The 18,055-nt window shown below is 63.1% G+C and carries 18 protein-coding genes, 1 tRNA gene and 1 pseudogene; 6 read left to right on the forward strand and 14 right to left on the reverse strand.

Annotated features, from left to right (window positions below; translation table 11 throughout):
- Nucleotides 1-57: 57 nt before the first annotated feature.
- The 13 genes and pseudogenes from K4A76_RS03675 to K4A76_RS03735 all read right to left on the reverse strand — a co-directional run bounded on the left by K4A76_RS03675 (nt 58) and on the right by K4A76_RS03735 (nt 11,704).
- The gene (locus K4A76_RS03675) at nt 58-1,488 is read right to left on the reverse strand and encodes an aldehyde dehydrogenase family protein (RefSeq protein ID WP_274411581.1); all 1,431 of its coding nucleotides are present in this window, start codon (nt 1,486-1,488) and stop codon (nt 58-60) included.
- Between the two features lie 12 nt (nt 1,489-1,500).
- The gene (locus K4A76_RS03680; RefSeq protein ID WP_274411582.1) at nt 1,501-3,000 is read right to left on the reverse strand and encodes a purine-cytosine permease family protein; all 1,500 of its coding nucleotides are present in this window, start codon (nt 2,998-3,000) and stop codon (nt 1,501-1,503) included.
- 92 nt (nt 3,001-3,092) lie between these two features.
- Nucleotides 3,093-3,482, reverse strand: a complete 390-nt coding sequence (locus tag K4A76_RS03685; RefSeq protein ID WP_274411583.1) for a YybH family protein — start codon at nt 3,480-3,482, stop codon at nt 3,093-3,095.
- Between the two features lie 400 nt (nt 3,483-3,882).
- Nucleotides 3,883-4,029 (reverse strand): annotated as a pseudogene (locus tag K4A76_RS03690) (IS110 family transposase); the annotation flags it as partial.
- A gap of 24 nt (nt 4,030-4,053) precedes the next feature.
- Complete coding sequence (locus tag K4A76_RS03695; protein ID WP_009686130.1) at nt 4,054-4,524, reverse strand: OsmC family protein; 471 nt, start codon at nt 4,522-4,524, stop codon at nt 4,054-4,056.
- Nucleotides 4,525-4,900: 376 nt separating this feature from the next.
- Nucleotides 4,901-6,001 (reverse strand): redox-regulated ATPase YchF, encoded by a 1,101-nt coding sequence (ychF, locus tag K4A76_RS03700; RefSeq protein WP_274411585.1) that lies wholly within the window; start codon nt 5,999-6,001, stop codon nt 4,901-4,903.
- 24 nt (nt 6,002-6,025) lie between these two features.
- Nucleotides 6,026-6,610 carry an aminoacyl-tRNA hydrolase gene (gene pth / locus K4A76_RS03705; RefSeq protein WP_009686183.1) on the reverse strand — a complete coding sequence of 195 codons (585 nt, stop codon included), beginning with the start codon at nt 6,608-6,610 and terminating at the stop codon, nt 6,026-6,028.
- A gap of 79 nt (nt 6,611-6,689) precedes the next feature.
- Nucleotides 6,690-7,289, reverse strand: coding sequence for a 50S ribosomal protein L25/general stress protein Ctc (locus K4A76_RS03710; protein ID WP_009686184.1), 600 nt, complete (start codon nt 7,287-7,289; stop codon nt 6,690-6,692).
- A gap of 120 nt (nt 7,290-7,409) precedes the next feature.
- On the reverse strand, nt 7,410-8,351 hold the full coding sequence (locus K4A76_RS03715; protein ID WP_003247410.1) for a ribose-phosphate pyrophosphokinase: 942 nt from the start codon (nt 8,349-8,351) through the stop codon (nt 7,410-7,412).
- Between the two features lie 48 nt (nt 8,352-8,399).
- Nucleotides 8,400-8,474, reverse strand: a tRNA-Gln gene (locus K4A76_RS03720).
- 21 nt (nt 8,475-8,495) lie between these two features.
- Nucleotides 8,496-9,356 carry a 4-(cytidine 5'-diphospho)-2-C-methyl-D-erythritol kinase gene (gene ispE, locus K4A76_RS03725; protein WP_125854896.1) on the reverse strand — a complete coding sequence of 287 codons (861 nt, stop codon included), beginning with the start codon at nt 9,354-9,356 and terminating at the stop codon, nt 8,496-8,498.
- A gap of 4 nt (nt 9,357-9,360) precedes the next feature.
- Nucleotides 9,361-9,978, reverse strand: coding sequence for a lipoprotein insertase outer membrane protein LolB (gene lolB, locus K4A76_RS03730; protein ID WP_274411586.1), 618 nt, complete (start codon nt 9,976-9,978; stop codon nt 9,361-9,363).
- Between the two features lie 4 nt (nt 9,979-9,982).
- Entirely contained in the window at nt 9,983-11,704 is a 1,722-nt protein-coding gene (locus K4A76_RS03735; protein ID WP_110679470.1) for a tetratricopeptide repeat protein, read from the reverse strand.
- Between the two features lie 229 nt (nt 11,705-11,933).
- Here K4A76_RS03735 and hemA point away from each other — a divergent pair, with 229 nt between their 5' ends.
- From hemA to K4A76_RS03765, 6 genes are all read left to right on the forward strand, one after another.
- Nucleotides 11,934-13,211 carry a glutamyl-tRNA reductase gene (hemA, locus tag K4A76_RS03740; RefSeq protein ID WP_274411587.1) on the forward strand — a complete coding sequence of 426 codons (1,278 nt, stop codon included), beginning with the start codon at nt 11,934-11,936 and terminating at the stop codon, nt 13,209-13,211.
- Nucleotides 13,208-14,290 (forward strand): peptide chain release factor 1, encoded by a 1,083-nt coding sequence (gene prfA / locus K4A76_RS03745; protein ID WP_009682967.1) that lies wholly within the window; start codon nt 13,208-13,210, stop codon nt 14,288-14,290. Before hemA ends, prfA begins: the two co-directional genes overlap by 4 nt.
- Nucleotides 14,290-15,120, forward strand: a complete 831-nt coding sequence (prmC, locus tag K4A76_RS03750; RefSeq protein WP_274411588.1) for a peptide chain release factor N(5)-glutamine methyltransferase — start codon at nt 14,290-14,292, stop codon at nt 15,118-15,120. Before prfA ends, prmC begins: the two co-directional genes overlap by 1 nt.
- Nucleotides 15,114-15,869 carry a molybdopterin-synthase adenylyltransferase MoeB gene (locus K4A76_RS03755; protein ID WP_274411589.1) on the forward strand — a complete coding sequence of 252 codons (756 nt, stop codon included), beginning with the start codon at nt 15,114-15,116 and terminating at the stop codon, nt 15,867-15,869. The genes prmC and K4A76_RS03755 overlap by 7 nt, the downstream gene beginning before the upstream one ends.
- Nucleotides 15,862-16,659 (forward strand): glutamate racemase, encoded by a 798-nt coding sequence (gene murI / locus K4A76_RS03760; RefSeq protein WP_054912093.1) that lies wholly within the window; start codon nt 15,862-15,864, stop codon nt 16,657-16,659. The genes K4A76_RS03755 and murI overlap by 8 nt, the downstream gene beginning before the upstream one ends.
- A 104-nt stretch (nt 16,660-16,763) precedes the next feature.
- Complete coding sequence (locus K4A76_RS03765; RefSeq protein WP_054912094.1) at nt 16,764-17,282, forward strand: acyloxyacyl hydrolase; 519 nt, start codon at nt 16,764-16,766, stop codon at nt 17,280-17,282.
- A 66-nt stretch (nt 17,283-17,348) separates the two neighbouring features.
- Here the strand turns inward: K4A76_RS03765 and K4A76_RS03770 are convergent, their stop codons facing one another.
- Nucleotides 17,349-18,050 carry an SDR family NAD(P)-dependent oxidoreductase gene (locus tag K4A76_RS03770; RefSeq protein ID WP_274411590.1) on the reverse strand — a complete coding sequence of 234 codons (702 nt, stop codon included), beginning with the start codon at nt 18,048-18,050 and terminating at the stop codon, nt 17,349-17,351.
- Between the last annotated feature and the right edge of the window lie 5 nt (nt 18,051-18,055).

Here is an 18,055-nt window from a genome sequence, read left to right on the forward strand (position 1 = left end):
GACTAGATGAATGGCAGAAGCTGTCGAAAGGGGCCGCCACGCGCGGCCCCGTACAGTTCAGCCCAGGCACCGCGTTACATGCTTGACCGACTGGTAGCCCGACAAGCCCCAAGGCCCCAGCTCACGGCCTATACCGCTGCCCTTGGTGCCACCCCATGAGGTCTCGACGAACACCGCCTGCACCGAGTTGATCCACACATGGCCCACCTCTAGCGCATCGGCCACCCGCTCGGCGCGCGCCAGGTCTGTGGTGCACACTGTCGCCACCAGGCCGAAGCGGCTGTCGTTGGCCTCGGCAATCGCCTGCTGTTCGCTGGCGAAGCGCCGTGCGCACAATACCGGACCAAAGATTTCTTCGTTCCACAGGCGGCTGCCTTCAGGCACATCGGCATACAGGGTAGGGCTGACGAACCAGCCGCCACGGTCCAGCACTTTGCCACCGACCAGGCACTGCAAGCCTTCCTCCCGCGCCGTGGCAAAGTAGCCGGCCACCTTCAGCCACTGGGCCTGGCTGGTCACTGGGCCCATGTCGGCTTCTTCGCTCAGCGGGCTGCCCACCCGCAGGTTTTCCAGCGCTGCCTGCAGGCGCGGCAGCAGGGCATCGGCAATGCCGTCCTGTACCAGCAGGCGTGATGTGGCCGAGCACATCTGGCCCGCATTCCAGCAGATGCCGGCAACGATCCATTGCACCGCCGAGTCGACGTCGCAGTCATCGAACACCAGGATCGCCGACTTGCCGCCCAACTCCAGCGTGACCGGCCGGCATTGCGCGGCTGCGCTGCGCATCACCTGGCTGCCAACGTTATTGCTGCCTGTGAACGACAGTTTGTCCAGGCCGTTGTGGTTGCTCAGCGCGGCACCCGTCTCGGCTTTGCCATTGACGATATTCAGCACCCCGGCCGGCAGGCCCAGGGTGTCGGCGATCTGGCCGTAGGCGAGTTCGCACAGTGGGGTCACTTCCGAGGGCTTGAGCACCACGGTGCAGCCAGCGGCCAGGGCCGGGGCAAGCTTCCAGGCGCTGGTCACCAGTGGGAAGTTCCAGGGTACGATCAGGCCGACCACGCCCACCGGCTCCAGGCGGGTGCGGGCGGTGAAGCCCGGGGCAGCCAGCGGTACGTCGCGGTTTTGCCCAGGCAGTTGTTCAGCCAGCTCGGCGTAATAGCCGAAGGTCGCGATGGCGTCGTCCAGGTCGACTTCTGCCTCGTGGCGCGGCTTGCCGTTGTTGCGCATCTGCAGGGTGACCAGCGCTTCGCGGCGTTGCCCAAGCTGTTCGGCGAAGCCGCGCAGATACGCTGCGCGCTCACTGGCGCTGGTGCATTTCCAGGCGGGCAGGGCCGCACGTGCGGCGGCCACGGCCTGGTCAACCTGCTCGGCACTGGCAGCCATCAGTTCGGCAAACGGTTGGCCCAGTGCAGGGTCGTTGACGCTGATGCAGTCGCTGCCCTGGCCGTCGACCCAGCGGCCGGCAATGTAGTGGGAAGTGGTCATGGTGGTTTCCAGTCAGGCCATTTCGGCAGTGGTTACAGGCGTGTGCGCAGCCTGTTTGCAACGCACCCAGCGTGGGCCCTGCGGGCCATACACGCCGGCAGGTTCGGGGAACAGGTTGAGCAGCAGCAGGTACAGCACCCCGGCCAACCCCAGGGTGACCGGCAGGCTCAGGTCAATGCCACCGGCCAGGTCGCCCAACGGTCCGACGAATTGCCCCGGCAGGTTCACGAAGCACAGGCCGACCACTGCGCTGGGGACCCAGGCGCCCATGCCGCGCCAGTTCCAGCCGTGCAGGAACCAGTAGTGGCCACCCCGCTGGCCGCGGGTGAATACCTGCAGGTCATCAGCGTGGTAGAAACCACGGCGGGTGACCAGGCCGAGGATCATGATCACCATCCACGGGCTGGTGCAGGTGATGATCAGCACGGCGAAGGTCGACACGCTCTGCACCAGGTTGAAGGTAAAGCGGCCGATGAAAATGAAACCGATCGCCAGCACCCCGATCAGCAGCGTGGCGCCGGCACGGCTGAGCAGGCGCGGGAACACGCTGGACATGTCCAGGCCTGTGCCATACAACGCCGTGGTGCCGGTGGACATACCGCCGATCACCGCAATCAGGCACACCGGCAGGAAGAACCAGCTGGGGGCGACTGCCAGCAGCCCGCCGACATAGTTGTTGGCGGCAATGTAGTCCGGTGCCTGGGTAGCCACCAGGGTGGCGGTGCACAGGCCGAACAGGAATGGAATCAGCGTGGCACCCTGGGCCGCTATCACCGCCAGCATGATGCGCGCCTTGGGGGTTTCGCGTGGAATGTAGCGCGACCAGTCACCGAGGAAGGCGCCGAATGACACCGGATTGCTCATGGCCAGGATCGCAGCGCCGACGAAAGCTGCCCAGAAGCCCGCCTGGCTCAGGTTGACGCTGCCTGCGTAGCCCGCGTCGAACGGCCCGGCAAAAGCAGCGATACCCAGCAGGAACAGCAGGCTCGACGCCCACACGGCAATCTTGTTGACCCACAGCATGAAGCGGAAGCCGAAGATGCACACCACCAGCACCAGCACTGCGAACAGGCCGTAGGCCAGGCCCAGGGTCAGGTCGGTTTCCGGCAGGCCGACCAGGCGCTTGGCGCCGCCGACCAGGGCATCGCCCGAACTCCATACCGACAGCGAAAAGAATGCCACTGCCGTGAGCAGCGACAGGAACGAGCCGACGATACGCCCGTGCACGCCGAAGTGCGCGCCCGAGGAGACCGCATTGTTGGTGCCGTTCAGCGCGCCGAACAGGCCCATCGGTGCCAGGATCAGCGCGCCAACGGCAACGCCGAGCACGATGGCCCACACCCCCGCCTGGAACGACAGCCCGAACAGCACCGGGAAACTGCCGAGCACGGCGGTGGCGAATGTGTTGGCGCCGCCGAAGATCAGGCGGAACAGGTCCAGCGGGGAGGCGTCGCGTTGATCGGCGGGAATCTGTTCTACGCCGTTTGTCTCGATACCGGTCGAGTGGCTCATGGTGATGCTCCAGCGCGGTTGTTGTGGGCCGGCGCAGTGCGCAAGCCTTCTTGTGGGTGCGATGGCAGGGCGGCAGGGCCGCAAAAAGGTGATCAGGCCGGCGACACGGCCGACAGGTGTTCGTGGCAGGCCAGCCACTGGTCAGCGTGGCGGCGGAACACGATGGTCTCGCGCTCGTTCAGCTGGTGCTCGGCACCGCCGATGCGCAGATGCGTGGCCACATCATGCATGAAAATCGCCACGTCGCCTTGCAGGCTGACCTGGGCGTTGCTGGACGCGCAGGCGAGCACGGCAAACCCATCGGCCTGCCACTGGGCCCAGACCTTCTCATAGGCCCGGCGTGACAGCAGGGGTTGCGCCAAGGTATGGAAAAGGAACGTGGCGTCTTCGCTGAAGCAGGCGAAGTAGCGGGCGGTGTCGTTGCTGGCGAAGGCGGCAACAAGGTCGGCGGCGGCTTGCCGTACCTGCAGGGTCTGGTCCACGGGGTGGCCTCACGGGTTTTTATGATTGTGGTGAAGCGATTCTGGTGGGGCTTGCCGGTGGGAAAAATCGCTGGCGACAAATAATCAGTTCAGGAATTTGTGAAGTGATGCGCTGGCAGCCCGGCGTTTAGCCATACCCGACTGGCGGAGCAGGTCGGAGCAACTGTCTTTCTCAAAATTCGCAGAACCTGCGCGATTCATTGTGGGAGATTACCCAGCGCTACGGGCTGGGCTGTCGCGCAGAGAACTCAGTTCGTAAGCGCGACGCGGCCTGTGTGGGAGCGGGCATGCCCGCGAAGCAGGCGCCGCGGTGTCTGGCACCGGCTGCGCCGGTGTTCGCGGGCACGCCCGCTCCCACAAGAACCGTGTAATCTTCAAGTGCTGCATTTTGGCTGTTGATTTACACCCTCTTCGGCTGAGGCAACACCAGATCCAGCCAAGGCTCGCCAGTCCTGAGCATGGCATTGAGTCGCACCAGGACGATCCCGCGTGCGCGCAGCACCTCATAACGGGCCTTGAGCGCTGGGTTGTAGTTCATCGCCACCACTCCAATGTCTTTGACCTGAGCCCGCTAGCCGACCGTCACCTCAGCCGCGCACTCCACCGGGAAATTCACGGAGTTGGCGATAAAGCACTCATGATGCGCATCCTCATGCAGGCGCAGGGCAACTTCCCGGTCCGAGTCTGCGCTGATGGTAACCTGCGGGCGCAGCAGCACATGGGTAAAACGGCCCTTGCCGTGATCGTCACCTTCCACCATGCGCCCCAGTGGAAGGTCGACATACGCCAGTACATTCACGCCGTTGACCGCGCACAGGTGCAGGTACCAGAGCTTGTGGCATGCCGACAGCGATGCCACTAGCATGTCTTCCGGGTTCCAGCGCTGCGGGTCGCCACGGAATGCCGGGTCTGCGGAGCCTTGCAGGGCAACCTTGCCGGCGGCCTCGACATTGAAGTCACGGCTGTAGGCGGTATAGCCGGCGGTGCCGTAGCCCTTGTTACCTGTCCACGTCACCTGAACCACATATTGATGTTCTTTCATGCATCATCCTTGAAATGATCAGCCCGTGTTGTTTCGCCGACTCACCGTGCGAGGGTATTTCTGGTTGGTGTGTTACCTGTAGCGGCCTCGTCGCCGGCAAGGCAGCTCTCATGGAACAATATATAACTTATTGTTTTAGCATGGCGTGTCTTGAAATCGACCCGCCGCGAAGAATTTAACGCGGTGTCTGGCACCGGCTGCGCCGGTGTTCGCGGGCACGCCCGCTCCCACAAGGGCCCTGTTAAATCAAAAAGTTATATATTGTCCTGCAAAAGCCCGGCCGCCGCCTTAGCGATAAGGCCGGCGCGGGCCACATAAAACGAAAACCCCTTGAGGCATAAGCCGCAAGGGGTTTCTGGTTACTGCAGGCTACCGCTTAGACATTGAAGCGGAAGTGCATCACGTCGCCATCTTTGACGATGTAGTCCTTGCCTTCCAGGCGCCACTTACCGGCTTCCTTGGCGCCGCTTTCACCCTTGAACTGGATGAAGTCGCCATAGGCCACGACTTCAGCGCGGATGAAGCCTTTTTCGAAGTCGGTGTGGATAACCCCGGCCGCCTGGGGTGCGGTGGCGCCCACGCGTACGGTCCAGGCGCGAACTTCCTGCACGCCAGCAGTGAAGTAGGTCTGCAGGTTGAGCAGTTCGTAACCGGCGCGGATCACGCGGTTCAGGCCTGGCTCTTCCAGACCCAGGGCCTCGAGGAACATGTCTTTCTCTTCGCCATCGTCGAGCTCGGCGATTTCTGCTTCGATCTTGTTGCACACCGGCACCACGACCGCGCCTTCTTCCTCGGCAATGGCCTTGACCACGTCCAGGTGCGGGTTGTTGTCGAAGCCGTCTTCGGCGACGTTGGCGATGTACATCACCGGCTTGCTGGTCAGCAGGTGGAAGCCGCGGATGACCGCCTTGTCTTCGGCGCCCATGTTCTTCATCAGGCTGCGTGCCGGCTTGCCTTCGGTGAAGTGCGGGATCAGTTGCTCGAGGATGGCCTTCTGTGCCAGCGCCTCTTTGTCACCGCCCTTGGCATTGCGCGCAACCTTCTGCAGTTGCTTCTCGCAGCTGTCCAGGTCAGCGAAGATCAGTTCGAGGTCGATGATCTCGATGTCACGCTTGGGGTCCACACTGTTGGAAACGTGGATCACGTTCTCGTCTTCGAAGCAGCGGACCACATGGGCAATGGCGTCGGTCTCGCGGATGTTGGCGAGGAACTTGTTGCCCAGGCCTTCGCCTTTCGATGCACCGGCCACCAGGCCGGCAATGTCGACGAACTCCATGGTGGTCGGCAGGATGCGGTTCGGCTTGACGATTTCAGCCAGCGCAGCCAGGCGCGCGTCGGGCATCGGCACGATGCCGCTGTTCGGCTCGATAGTGCAGAAAGGGAAGTTCTCCGCCGCGATGCCAGATTTGGTCAAGGCGTTGAACAGGGTGGACTTGCCGACGTTGGGCAGGCCGACGATGCCGCAATTGAAACCCATGGGTATTCCCCTCTCTAAAGGAAATCAGGCCTTCTGGCTGTGCAGTTCGCGCATCGCCTTGGCGAAATCGCCGGCAAGCACGTCCGGCAGCACGCCGAGGGCAAAATCGATGCTGGCGTCGAGCTTCTCCTGCTCGGCGCGCGGCGCGCGGCCCAGGACGAAGTTGGAGACCAGTTTGGCGTCGCCCGGGTGGCCGATGCCAAGCCGCAGGCGGTGGAAGTCGTTCTGGTTGCCGAGCTGCGCGATGATGTCGCGCAGGCCGTTGTGCCCCCCATGACCGCCGCCGCGCTTGAGCTTGGCAACGCCCGGGGGCAGGTCGAGTTCGTCGTGCGCCACCAGGATCGCTTCCGGCTTGATGCGGAAGAAATTGGCCAAGGCCGCCACGGCCTGGCCGCTACGGTTCATGTAGGTGGTGGGGATCAACAAACGAACGTCGTTGCCCTGATGGCTGAACTTAGCCGTCAGGCCGAAATATTTTTTGTCAGCGGTCAGCGAAACACGCTGGGCGCTGGCAATGCGTTCAACGAAAAGAGCCCCTGCGTTATGCCGGGTCTGTTCGTATTCGGGGCCGGGGTTACCCAGGCCGACGATCAACTGGATGGCGGTCACGTCAGGGGCTCTTCCTTGGAGTTGGTGGGCTACAGTGCGCGCGGCACTGTAACCCGATCAACGCCGGCGTGCGAGTGGATTACTCGGCAGCGCCTTCTTCAGCAGCTTCGGCGGAAACGCGCGGAGCGTGAACGTTGGCAACAGCTTTGTCATCACCGTGGGCCAGAGCGACGAACTCTACGCCTTTCGGAGCTTTCAGGTCCGACAGGTGGATGATGGTGCCGATTTCAGCGTTGGCCAGGTCGACTTCGATGAACTCTGGCAGGTCTTTGGCTTCGCAGGAAACTTCGATCTGCGATTCAACGTGCGAAACTTCGCCGCCTTTCTTGACCGGTGCTTCTTCGTTGATGAAGTGCACTGGAACAACAGCGGTCAGCTTCTGGCCAGCTACGACGCGAACGAAGTCGGCGTGCATGATGAAGCCTTTGGCTGGGTGACGCTGCATGGCCTTGACCACGACGTTCTGCTTGGCGCCGTCGACGTTCAGTTCGATAACGTGGCTGAAGGCAGCTTCGTTTTCGAACAGTTTGGCGATTTCCTTGGCCACGATGGTCAGGGACTGGGCTTCTTTATCGCCACCGTAAACTACGGCAGGGATGCTGGCGGAGTGACGCAGGCGGCGGCTCGCACCTTTCCCCAGGTCAGTACGCGCTTGGGCGTTCAGGATGAAATCGGTCATTTTACTTCTCCAAAATAGCCTCCCGAATGGCGTTTGCGACCAGCGCCAGACGGGGATGGCAAAAAAGCCCCGCCCCAACACAGGTTGGGGCGGGGCGCTTCATATCAACACGGGTTCCGCTTAGCGGAACATCGCGCTGATCGATTCTTCGTTGCTGATACGGCGTACCGCTTCAGCGACAACCGGTGCGATATCCAGCTGGCGGATACGGTCACAGGCTTGAGCAGCGGCGGACAGCGGTACGGTGTTGGTCACCACCAGCTCGTCCAGTACCGACTTCTCGATGTTCTCGATCGCGCGGCCCGACAGGACAGGGTGCGTGCAATAGGCATAAACCTTGGCAGCGCCGTGTTCTTTCAGGGCTTTAGCCGCGTGGCACAGGGTGCCGGCGGTGTCGACCATGTCGTCTACCAGGATGCAGGTGCGCCCTTCGACGTCGCCGATGATGTGCATGACCTCGGAGTGGTTAGCCTTTTCACGGCGTTTGTCGATGATACCCAGGTCGACACCCAGGGACTTGGCGACGGCGCGTGCGCGCACAACACCACCGATGTCCGGGGATACGATCATGAGGTTCTCGAAACGCTGGTCTTCGATGTCGTCTACCAGTACGGGCGAGCCGTAGATGTTGTCGACGGGAATATCGAAGAAGCCTTGGATCTGGTCAGCGTGCAGGTCGACAGTGAGTACACGGTCGATACCGACGACAGTGAGCATGTCAGCGACGACTTTGGCGCTGATGGCTACACGTGCCGAACGCGGACGGCGGTCCTGGCGGGCATATCCGAAGTAAGGAATCACGGCGGTGATTCGGGATGCTGAGGAGCGGCGGAAGGCGTCGGCCATCACTACCAGTTCCATCAGGTTATCGTTGGTCGGGGCACAGGTCGGCTGAATAATGAAAACGTCTTTACCGCGAACATTTTCATTGATCTCAGTGCTGATCTCGCCGTCGGAGAATTTACCGACAGAGACGTCACCGAGAGGGATATGCAGCTGACGTACTACACGCCGAGCCAGATCGGGGTTAGCGTTCCCCGTAAAGACCATCATCTTGGACACGCGCAGTACCTGGAGGCTGAGGGTATACCTGGATGAGTATAAGGAAAATGGCAGGGGCGGCTGGATTCGAACCAACGCATGGCAGGATCAAAACCTGCTGCCTTACCGCTTGGCGACGCCCCTGTATCTGTTGCTTGCGAACGCTTATGCGCCCGACTTCTTGACCAGACTTTGCAGCTTGCGATGCAACATCGAAACATTGCTTCCTTTCGCCACAAACCCTGTTTGGGTCGCTGAAAGAAGGGCCAGAACTTTATCAGCTTCGGCTTTGCTTGGGAAGGCCCCAAACACACAGCTTCCAGTGCCGGTTAATCGAGCTTCGGTGAATTTTCCCAGTGAATTCAACGCATTGCGAACTTCTGGGTAATTCTGCTCTACCACCGGTTGGCAGTCATTTCGACTGTTTCCCTTGGGAACGGGGCGCATCTTAAGGGGCAGTGAATCACGTGTCAACTGCGGATGTGAAAAAATTTCTGCTGTGCTGACAGACACTTGCGGCACCAGCACGACATACCAGGGTTCTTCCGGGTCGACCGGGGTCAGCTGTTCGCCCACGCCCTGGGCGAAGGCTGCATGGCCGCGCACGAATACCGGTACATCCGCCCCCAGGCTCAGGCCCAGGGCGGCCAGGCGGTCTTCGTCCCAATCCAGCTGCCACAGGTGGGCGAGGGCCAGCAGGGTGGTGGCAGCATCCGAACTGCCGCCGCCGATACCGCCACCCATGGGCAGGACCTTGGTCAGCCAGATGTCCGCACCCAATGGGGTACCTGATTGCGCTTGTAGCTTGCGCGCAGCACGCACGATCAGGTTGCTGTCGTGCGGCACCGCCTCGATAGGGGTATGCAACTGAATCACGCCGTCATCGCGCAGGGCGAAGTGCAGTTCGTCGCCGTGGTCGAGAAACTGAAACACCGTTTCCAGCTCATGGTAGCCGTCGGCGCGGCGGCCAACGATGTGCAGCCACAGGTTGAGCTTGGCCGGTGCCGGCAGGGTCAGCGTGTGCATGGGCTCACTGCCCCAGCTGGCGCGGCTGCCAGTCCTTGATCACCAGGGTCACGTCCAGGTCCTGGCCGTGCAGCTTCAGGCGCTCGGGCAGCCAGTAGCCGTTCTGCTCGGTGTAGCTCAGGTACTGCACCTGCCAGCCATCTTGGTCGAGGGTGGCCAGGCGGCTGTTGCCGTCAAGGCTCAGTGTGCTCTTGCTGTCAGGGGCGGGCAGGCCGCGTACCCACCACACCAGGTGCGAGACCGGCAATCGCCAGCCCAGTTGCTCTTCCAGCAGGGCTTCGGGGCTGGGGGCTTCGTAGCGGCCCTGGTTGGCCACTTCCAGCACCACGCCGCCGGGGCGACCGGTGAGGCGGGCGGCACCTCGGCCCAGCGGGCCAGCCAGGCGAATGTCGTAGTAATCCTGGCGTTGCAGCCAGAACAGCGTGCCGCTGCCCGAATCGCGCGGTGCGCGGATGCCGACCTTGCCGTTGATCTGCCAGCCATCGAGGCTGCTCAGTTGCTCTTTATGGGCGCGCCACTGCTGTGGGTCGCCATGGCCTTGCAGGGCCTCGCGGCTTCCAAAGCCGGCGCAGCCGGCGAGCAGGGCGATCAGGGTGAAGGTAATGCAATGGCGCAGAAACATGGCGTTAAAGGGTCTCGGATCCGGTCAGGCGCAGGAGGGTCTTGCGCAGGAGGGGGCTGTCGGGCTGGGCATCGAAGCCCTTGGCCCAGACCTGGCGGGCCTCGCGGCGTTTGCCGTTGGCCCACAGCACTTCGCCCAGGTGGGCAGCCACTTCGTGGTCGGGGAAGTTGGCAAACGCCTGGCGCAGGTAGGTTTCAGCCGCGTCGAGGTTGCCCAGGCGGTAATTCACCCAGCCCAGGCTGTCGAGCACTGCCGGGTCATCGGGGGTTAGCTGGTGGGCCTTTTCGATCAGCGTCCGGGCCTCGGCGTAGCGGGTCGTGCGGTCGGCCAGGGTGTAGCCCAGGGCGTTCAGGGCCATGGCGTTTTCCGGCTCGCGGGCGATGATCGCGCGCAGGTCTTGTTCCATCTGCGCCAGGTCGTCACGTTTTTCGGCCAGCATGGCGCGTGTGTAAAGCAGGTTGAGGTCGTCCGGGTAGCGCTGAATGGCCTGCTGCAGCACCTGGTTGGCCTGGGCGTCCTTGTTGTTGTTGCTGTAGCTTTCCGATTCGATCAGGTACAGCTGGATGGCGTAGTCCGGCTGCGCTTCGCGGGCCTCGGCAAGCAGGCGCGAGGCCTCGCTGCCACGGCCGTTGGCGATCAGAATGTCGGCCTGGCGCAGTTGCGCCGGCAGGTAGTCGGGGCCCGGGCCGACCAGGGCGTATTCACGCAGGGCACCTGCGGGGTCGTGACGCTCTTCGCGGATACGGCCCAGGTTGAGGTGCGCGGCGTCGACATTGCTGTCGCGCTCGATCAGTTCCTGCAGGTAGCCCTCGGCCTCGTCCCAGTCCTTGTTCTCCAGGCACACCAGGGCCAGGGAGTAGCGCAGTTCGTCGTCGTCGGGGTACTGCTGGACCAGGCTGAGGAATTCGCCCTTGGCATCGGCGATACGGTCCTGCTCGACCAAGGTGCGGGCGTAGGTCAGGCGCAGGCGTTTGTCGTCCGGGTTGTCACGGATGGCCCCGCGCAGCAAGGGCAGTGCCTCGGGGCCGCGGTCCAGCGCCTGAAGCAGGCGGGCGCGCAGCAGGATCGGGGCAATTTCACCATTTTGCGGGGGGTGTGACTCGAGCAGTTCCAGGGCTTCTTCGGTCTTGCCGTCCTGGTTCAGCAGCAGGGCCTTGCCGAATACCAGCTGGCCGTTGTCGGGGTATTTCGCCAGCAGTCGCTCGAAGCTCTGCAGCAAGCCGTCACGTGTGCTCTGGTCGGTTTCGGCAGCTGACAGGGCCAGGAAATCGAAATGGGTGTCGCCCTGACCCTGCAGTACCTTTTCCATGTAGGCCATGGAGTCGTCATAACGGCCGGCGCGCGCCAGTTGAATGGCAGCGGCGCGTTGGGCGTCGAGGTTCTGTGGGTCGTTGCGGGCCCAGACCAAAGCGTTTTCCAGGGCGGGCTCGTCGGCGCCCAGGTATTCGGCGATGCGGTAGGCGCGCTCGGATACGCCGGGATCCTGGGTCTTGGCGGCCTGGTCGGTGTAGTTGGCCAGGGCGATATCGAAGCGGTTGCGCTGCCCGGCCAGTTCCGCCACCAGCAGGCTGTAAAGGGTGTCTTGCTTGAAGGATCCATACACCACGGGCTTCTCGGCCTCCGCCTTGGCGGCATCGGCAACGGGAGGCTCGGCCTTTTGCGGGGCCAGGCTCTGGCAGCCCTGAAGCAGGGCGAAGGCAAGCAGCAATGCGTATGGTTTGTTCATAGAAGGCTTTATTGGAGGACTCACCGGCGGTCGCAGCATGATGACACAAGCGCGGGGGCAAACCCACCTGCGAAGGTATGAAGCCATGCATAGCACATGCAGACCGCAGCGCGGCAGCGTGGTTCGCTCGCAACGCCGCAGCCCTGTCAGCACATTAGCGAACGGTGGTTGTCCTGCAACCTGCGAAAGAGGACAATTATCGGCTTCCTGTCACAACCAGCGACCTCGCATGGCCTTTCTTGCACTCGGTATCAACCATAAGACTGCCTCGGTAGACGTACGCGAGCGCGTGGCGTTTACCCCAGAGCAGCTGGTAGACGCCCTGCAGCAGCTCTGCCGACTGACGTCCAGCCGCGAAGCGGCGATTCTGTCGACGTGCAACCGCAGTGAACTCTATATAGAGCAGGACCACCTGTCCGCCGACGCCGTACTCAAATGGCTGGCTGATTACCACCGCCTCAGCCTCGACGAACTGCGCGCCAGTGCCTACGTGCACGAAGAGCACAACGCCGTGAAGCACATGATGCGCGTGGCCTCGGGCCTCGACTCGCTGGTGCTCGGCGAGCCCCAGATCCTCGGCCAGATGAAGTCTGCCTACGCCGTGGCCCGCGAAGCCGGTACCGTCGGGCCGTTGCTCGGGCGCCTGTTCCAGGCCACCTTCAGTGCTGCCAAACAGGTGCGTACCGACACCGCCATTGGCGAGAACCCGGTGTCGGTGGCATTTGCCGCCGTCAGCCTGGCCAAGCAGATCTTCGCCGACCTGGGGCGTAGCCAGGCCCTGCTGATCGGCGCCGGCGAAACCATCACCCTGGTCGCCCGCCACCTGCATGAGCAGGGCGTGCGCCGCATCGTGGTGGCCAACCGCACCCTGGAACGCGCCAGCATCCTGGCCGAACAGTTCGGTGCGCATGCCGTTCTGCTGGCCGACATCCCCCAGGAACTGGCCAACAGCGACATCGTCATCAGCTCCACTGCCAGCCAGTTGCCGATTCTTGGCAAAGGCGCGGTCGAAAGTGCGCTGAAGCAGCGCCGGCACAAACCGATCTTCATGGTCGACATCGCCGTGCCCCGCGATATCGAAACCGAGGTCGGTGAGCTCGATGACGTCTACCTCTACACCGTCGATGACCTGCACGATGTCGTGGCGGAAAACCTCAAGAGCCGCCAAGGCGCGGCCCAGGCTGCCGAAGAACTGGTGACAGTCGGCGCCGAAGACTTCATGCTGCGCCTGCGTGAACTGGCTGCCGTGGATGTGCTCAAGGCCTATCGCCAGCAAAGCGAGCGCCTGCGCGACGAAGAACTGCAAAAGGCCCAGCGCCTGCTGGCCAACGGCGGCAACCCCGAGGACGTACTGGCTCAATTGGCCCGGGGCCTGACCAACAAACTCCTGCATGCGCCCAGCGTGCAGTTGAAAAAGCTCTCGGCCGAGGGGCGCGTCGATGCGCTGGCCATGGCCCAGGAACTCTTTGCCCTCAACGAGGGCTCGACGGACAAAACCCCGCAATGAAAGCGTCGCTGCTGAACAAACTGGAAATTCTCCAGGACCGCTTCGAAGAACTCACCGCCTTGCTCGGCGATGCCGAGGTCATTTCCGACCAGACGCGCTTTCGCGCGTATTCCCGTGAGTACGCCGAGGTCGAGCCGGTCTATGCTGCCTATAAAGAGTGGCGCAAAGTCCAGGACGACCTCGAAGGTGCCCAGGCGCTGCTCAAGGACAGTGACCCGGACATGCGCGAAATGGCCGTGGAAGAAGTGCGTGAAGCCAAGGAGCAGTTGCTGACCCTGGAGGCGCAGCTGCAGCGCATGCTGCTGCCCAAGGACCCGAATGATGGCCGCAACGTGTTCCTCGAGATCCGCGCCGGCACCGGTGGCGACGAGGCCGCGATCTTCTCGGGTGACCTGTTCCGCATGTATTCGCGTTACGCCGAAAAGCGTGGCTGGCGCCTGGAGATTCTGTCCGAGAACGAGGGCGAACACGGCGGCTACAAAGAAATCATCGCCCGTGTCGAAGGGGAAAACGTCTACGGCAAGCTCAAGTTCGAGTCCGGCGCCCACCGCGTGCAGCGCGTGCCGGAGACCGAGTCCCAAGGCCGCGTGCACACTTCCGCCTGCACCGTGGCGGTACTGCCCGAGCCAGACGAACAAGCGGCCATCGAAATCAACCCGGCTGACCTGCGCGTGGACACCTACCGCGCCTCCGGTGCCGGCGGCCAGCACGTCAACAAGACCGACTCGGCGATCCGCATCACCCACTTGCCCACCGGCATCGTGGTGGAGTGCCAGGAAGAGCGCTCGCAACACAAGAACCGCGCCCGCGCCATGTCCTGGCTGTCGGCGAAGCTCAACGACATGCAGACCAGCGCCGCCCAGAACGCCATTGCCAGCGAGCGCAAACTGCTGGTCGGGTCGGGTGACCGCTCGGAACGTATTCGTACCTACAATTACCCACAGGGGCGGGTGACCGATCACCGTATCAACCTGACCTTGTATTCGCTGGACGACATCCTCAGTGGTGGCGTGGACGCGGTGATCGAGCCGTTGCTGGCCGAATACCAGGCCGATCAACTGGCTGCCCTGGGGGACTGATGACCATCATCGCCAGCCTGCTGCGCAACGCACAGTTGCCAGAATCGCCTACCGAACGCCTGGATGCCGAACTGCTGCTGGCAGCGGCCATCGGCAAGTCGCGCAGTTATCTGCACACCTGGCCCGAGCGGATCGTCAGCAGCGAAGACGCGCAGACCTACGCCGGGTACCTGCAGCGCCGCCGCGGCGGTGAGCCGGTGGCGTATATCCTTGGCCAGCAAGGTTTCTGGAAGATCGACCTGGAAGTCGCGCCGCACACGCTCATCCCACGGCCGGATACCGAGCTGCTGGTCGAAACCGCCCTTGAACTGCAGCCCGCGGCCCCAGCCAGGGTTCTCGACCTGGGCACCGGCACGGGCGCCATCGCATTGGCCCTGGCCAGCGAGCGCCCCGCCTGGCAGGTCACGGCCGTAGACCGGGTGGCAGAGGCCGCTGCGCTTGCCGAGCGCAACCGGCAGCGCCTGGGCCTGAGCAATGCCCAGGTGCGCCTCAGCCATTGGTTCGACAGCCTGGCCGGTGAGTGTTTCGACCTGATCGTCAGCAACCCGCCCTACATCGCCGCAGCAGATCCACACTTGGTGGCTGGCGACGTGCGTTTCGAACCCAGCAGTGCGTTGGTGGCTGGCCCCGATGGCCTGGACGACCTGCGCGTGATCGTCACCCAGGCCCCTGGGCACCTGGTGCCGGGTGGCTGGTTGCTGCTGGAGCATGGCTATGATCAGGCCGCGGCAGTACGGGCCTTGCTGGTCGAACAGGGCTTCAACGAGGTGGCCAGCCGGACCGATCTGGGTGGCCATGAACGCATCAGCCTGGGGCGCCTGCCATGCTGAGTGATCAGGAACTGCTGCGCTACAGCCGCCAGGTGCTGCTGGCGCAGATCGACATCGACGGCCAGCTACGCCTCAAGCACAGCAAGGCAATGATTGTCGGGCTGGGTGGCCTGGGTTCGCCGGTCGCCCTGTACCTGGCAGCCGCCGGGGTTGGCGAACTGCACCTGGCGGACTTCGATACCGTCGACCTGACCAACCTGCAGCGCCAGGTGCTTCACGACAGCGACAGTGTCGGCATGAGCAAGGTCGACTCGGCGCTGCAGCGCCTGCAGGCCATCAACCCGGAAGTCACCCTGGTTGCCCACCGCCAGGCGCTGGACGACGACTCCTTGGCAGCCGCGGTAGCCGCCGTCGACCTGGTACTGGACTGCTCCGATAATTTCTCCACGCGCGAGGCGGTCAACGCCGCCTGTTTCGCCGCCGGCAAACCCTTGGTCAGCGGTGCGGCAATCCGTTTGGAGGGGCAGCTGTCGGTGTTTGACCCGCGTCGCGACTACAGCCCTTGCTACCACTGCCTGTATGGGCATGGCAGTGAAGCCGAGCTGACCTGTAGCGAGGCGGGAGTGATCGGCCCACTGGTGGGCCTGGTCGGCAGCCTGCAGGCGCTGGAAGCGATGAAGCTGCTGGCAGGCTTCGGCGAGCCGCTGGTCGGCCGACTGCTGTTGATCGACGCCCTTGGCACCCGTATTCGCGAACTGCGCGTCAAGCGCGACCCGGCGTGTGCCGTGTGCGGCAAGCGCGATGGCTGAGCGCTCGGCGCCGGTCGGCGTGATGGACTCAGGTGTTGGTGGCTTGTCGGTGCTCGCCGAGATCCAGCGCCTGTTGCCCAACGAGACACTGCTGTACGTGGCCGATTGCGGCCATGTGCCTTATGGCGAAAAGTCCCCGGACTACATCCGTGAGCGCTGCCGGCGTATTGCCGGGTTCTTCCGCGAGCAAGGCGCCAAGGCCCTGGTGCTGGCCTGCAACACCGCCACGGTGGCGGCCGCGGCGGATTTGCGCGAGCTGTACCCGAACTGGCCATTGGTGGGGATGGAGCCTGCAGTCAAGCCTGCCGCGGCTGCCACACGCTCCGGTGTGGTTGGGGTGCTGGCCACCACCGGCACGTTGCAAAGTGCCAAGTTCGCGGCTTTGCTCGACCGCTTCGCCAGCGATGTGCTGGTGATCACCCAGCCTTGCCCAGGGTTGGTCGAGCTGATCGAGACCGGCGACTTGTGCAGCCCCACGCTGCGCCAGATGCTGTGGGGCTATGTCGAGCCGCTGCTGGCCGCTGGCTGTGACACCTTGATTCTGGGCTGTACCCATTACCCCTTCCTGCGGCCGCTGCTGGCCGGCATGGTGCCGCCAGAGGTGGCCATCATTGATACCGGTGCCGCCGTCGCCCGCCAGTTGCAGCGGCTGCTAGGCAACAATGGCCTGCTGGCCGCCGGACCGGCGCAGGCCACCCGCTTCTGGACCAGCGCCGACCCCTCTTCCCTGAAAAAAATCCTGCCTGTGCTGTGGCATAAGTCTGACGATGTGCAAAGCTTTGCCATGTGAAAAAAACGTGAAGAAAAGCTGAACTATCGTACCACTGCCGCTTTCTATCCCTTGCCTGAGATGAGGCGATCATTAAAACAGCACTAGGATGAAGGATGTTTCTCATGAAGAAACTGCTGGGCTTGGCGGCGGCTGCCGTTTTCACCATGGGGCAGGCAGTATCGGCGCAGGCTGCTGATGTATCGGTTTCGGTAGGGCAGACCGGTGACTCGACGATGGTCTACCGGCTGGGGCTGCAGTCGAACTGGGATGCCAGCTGGTGGCAGACCAGCGTAGGCCGCGTGACCGGCTATTGGGACGGTGCCTACACCTATTGGGACGGTGACGACACGGCAAGCAACCACAGCCTGTCGTTCGCACCCGTGTTCGTGTACGAGTTTGCCGGCCAGTCGGTCAAGCCCTACATCGAGGCGGGCATCGGCGTGGCAGCTTTCTCCAGCACCGAGCTGGAAAGCAACGAACTGGGGTCGTCGTTCCAGTTCGAAGACCGCATCGGCTTCGGCCTGCGCTTCGCCGGTGGGCATGAAATTGGTGTGCGTGCGATCCACTACTCGAACGCCGGCATCAAAGAACCCAATGACGGGGTCGAAAGCTACAGCTTGCATTACCGCATGGCGCTCTGACCCGATCGGGTCAATCATCAACCGCCAAGCGCGACTCAGGTTCGCGCTTGGCGGGGAGCCTGGCCGTCACCTCTGCGGCAGCGGCCATAGCCCACTGAAGTCAAGCGTCTCCAGCACCAACTCGGGCTCAGCCGCGGGCCAGCGCCGCAACAACTCCTGTGCGGCGCTTTGCGGCGTCCACTGCTCCGGAAAGGCTTGCGCAGGCGTCACTGGCGTTTTCAGCGACTGCGGTCCTACCACGGTCAGCGATATCCCCAACGCCTTGAGCGCATCACGTTGCTCACGTACCCACTGCGGCAGGTGGTTCCAACCGGCGGTTACCTGGCTTGGCGCGTACAACTGCAGGGCCGAGTAGCGGTTGAAAATAGCCATCACCTGGGGCGAATCACCCTTTGCCAGCAAGGGCGTCACCGCTGTCAGGCAGTGTTTGCCCGCCAGCTGGTTGCTGGAGACAATGGCCTCGATCAATTCGCTGTCAGCCACATCGCCCGGTAGATAATCGCTGGTACCGGCGTTGATGATCACGCCGTCCAGTGAGTGCCAGTGACGGGCGATCAACTGACAAGCGTCAGCGGCTTGCTGTGCATCGTGCAACTGCCAGGGCACTTGCAGGAATTGCTGGCCATAGCGTTCGCCCAGCGCTTCGAACGCAGGCGCATCCTTGCCACTCGCGGCCACCCGGTGGCCTTGGTCGAGCAGCCCTTGCAACAACGCCAAGCCAAGTCCATTGCTTGCGCCTGTAACCCAAAAACTGCGTGAGTTATTCAAGACGT

It is taken from the genome of Pseudomonas sp. NEEL19 (assembly GCF_028751975.1).
In the GTDB taxonomy this organism is placed as follows: domain Bacteria; phylum Pseudomonadota; class Gammaproteobacteria; order Pseudomonadales; family Pseudomonadaceae; genus Aquipseudomonas; species Aquipseudomonas juntendi.

Bases quoted from the DNA above. Each gene is read 5' to 3' on its own strand.
- hemA (WP_274411587.1), top strand. From the start codon at position 11,934: ATGGCCTTTCTTGCACTCGGTATCAACCATAAGACTGCCTCGGTAGAC.
- K4A76_RS03755 (WP_274411589.1), top strand. From the start codon at position 15,114: ATGCTGAGTGATCAGGAACTGCTGCGCTACAGCCGCCAGGTGCTGCTG.
- lolB (WP_274411586.1), bottom strand. From the start codon at position 9,978: ATGTTTCTGCGCCATTGCATTACCTTCACCCTGATCGCCCTGCTCGCC.
- K4A76_RS03695 (WP_009686130.1), bottom strand. From the start codon at position 4,524: ATGAAAGAACATCAATATGTGGTTCAGGTGACGTGGACAGGTAACAAG.
- ispE (WP_125854896.1), bottom strand. From the start codon at position 9,356: ATGCACACGCTGACCCTGCCGGCACCGGCCAAGCTCAACCTGTGGCTG.
- K4A76_RS03675 (WP_274411581.1), bottom strand. From the start codon at position 1,488: ATGACCACTTCCCACTACATTGCCGGCCGCTGGGTCGACGGCCAGGGC.
- K4A76_RS03680 (WP_274411582.1), bottom strand. From the start codon at position 3,000: ATGAGCCACTCGACCGGTATCGAGACAAACGGCGTAGAACAGATTCCC.
- K4A76_RS03710 (WP_009686184.1), bottom strand. From the start codon at position 7,289: ATGACCGATTTCATCCTGAACGCCCAAGCGCGTACTGACCTGGGGAAA.
- K4A76_RS03735 (WP_110679470.1), bottom strand. From the start codon at position 11,704: ATGAACAAACCATACGCATTGCTGCTTGCCTTCGCCCTGCTTCAGGGC.
- prfA (WP_009682967.1), top strand. From the start codon at position 13,208: ATGAAAGCGTCGCTGCTGAACAAACTGGAAATTCTCCAGGACCGCTTC.
- K4A76_RS03765 (WP_054912094.1), top strand. From the start codon at position 16,764: ATGAAGAAACTGCTGGGCTTGGCGGCGGCTGCCGTTTTCACCATGGGG.
- murI (WP_054912093.1), top strand. From the start codon at position 15,862: ATGGCTGAGCGCTCGGCGCCGGTCGGCGTGATGGACTCAGGTGTTGGT.
- prmC (WP_274411588.1), top strand. From the start codon at position 14,290: ATGACCATCATCGCCAGCCTGCTGCGCAACGCACAGTTGCCAGAATCG.
- ychF (WP_274411585.1), bottom strand. From the start codon at position 6,001: ATGGGTTTCAATTGCGGCATCGTCGGCCTGCCCAACGTCGGCAAGTCC.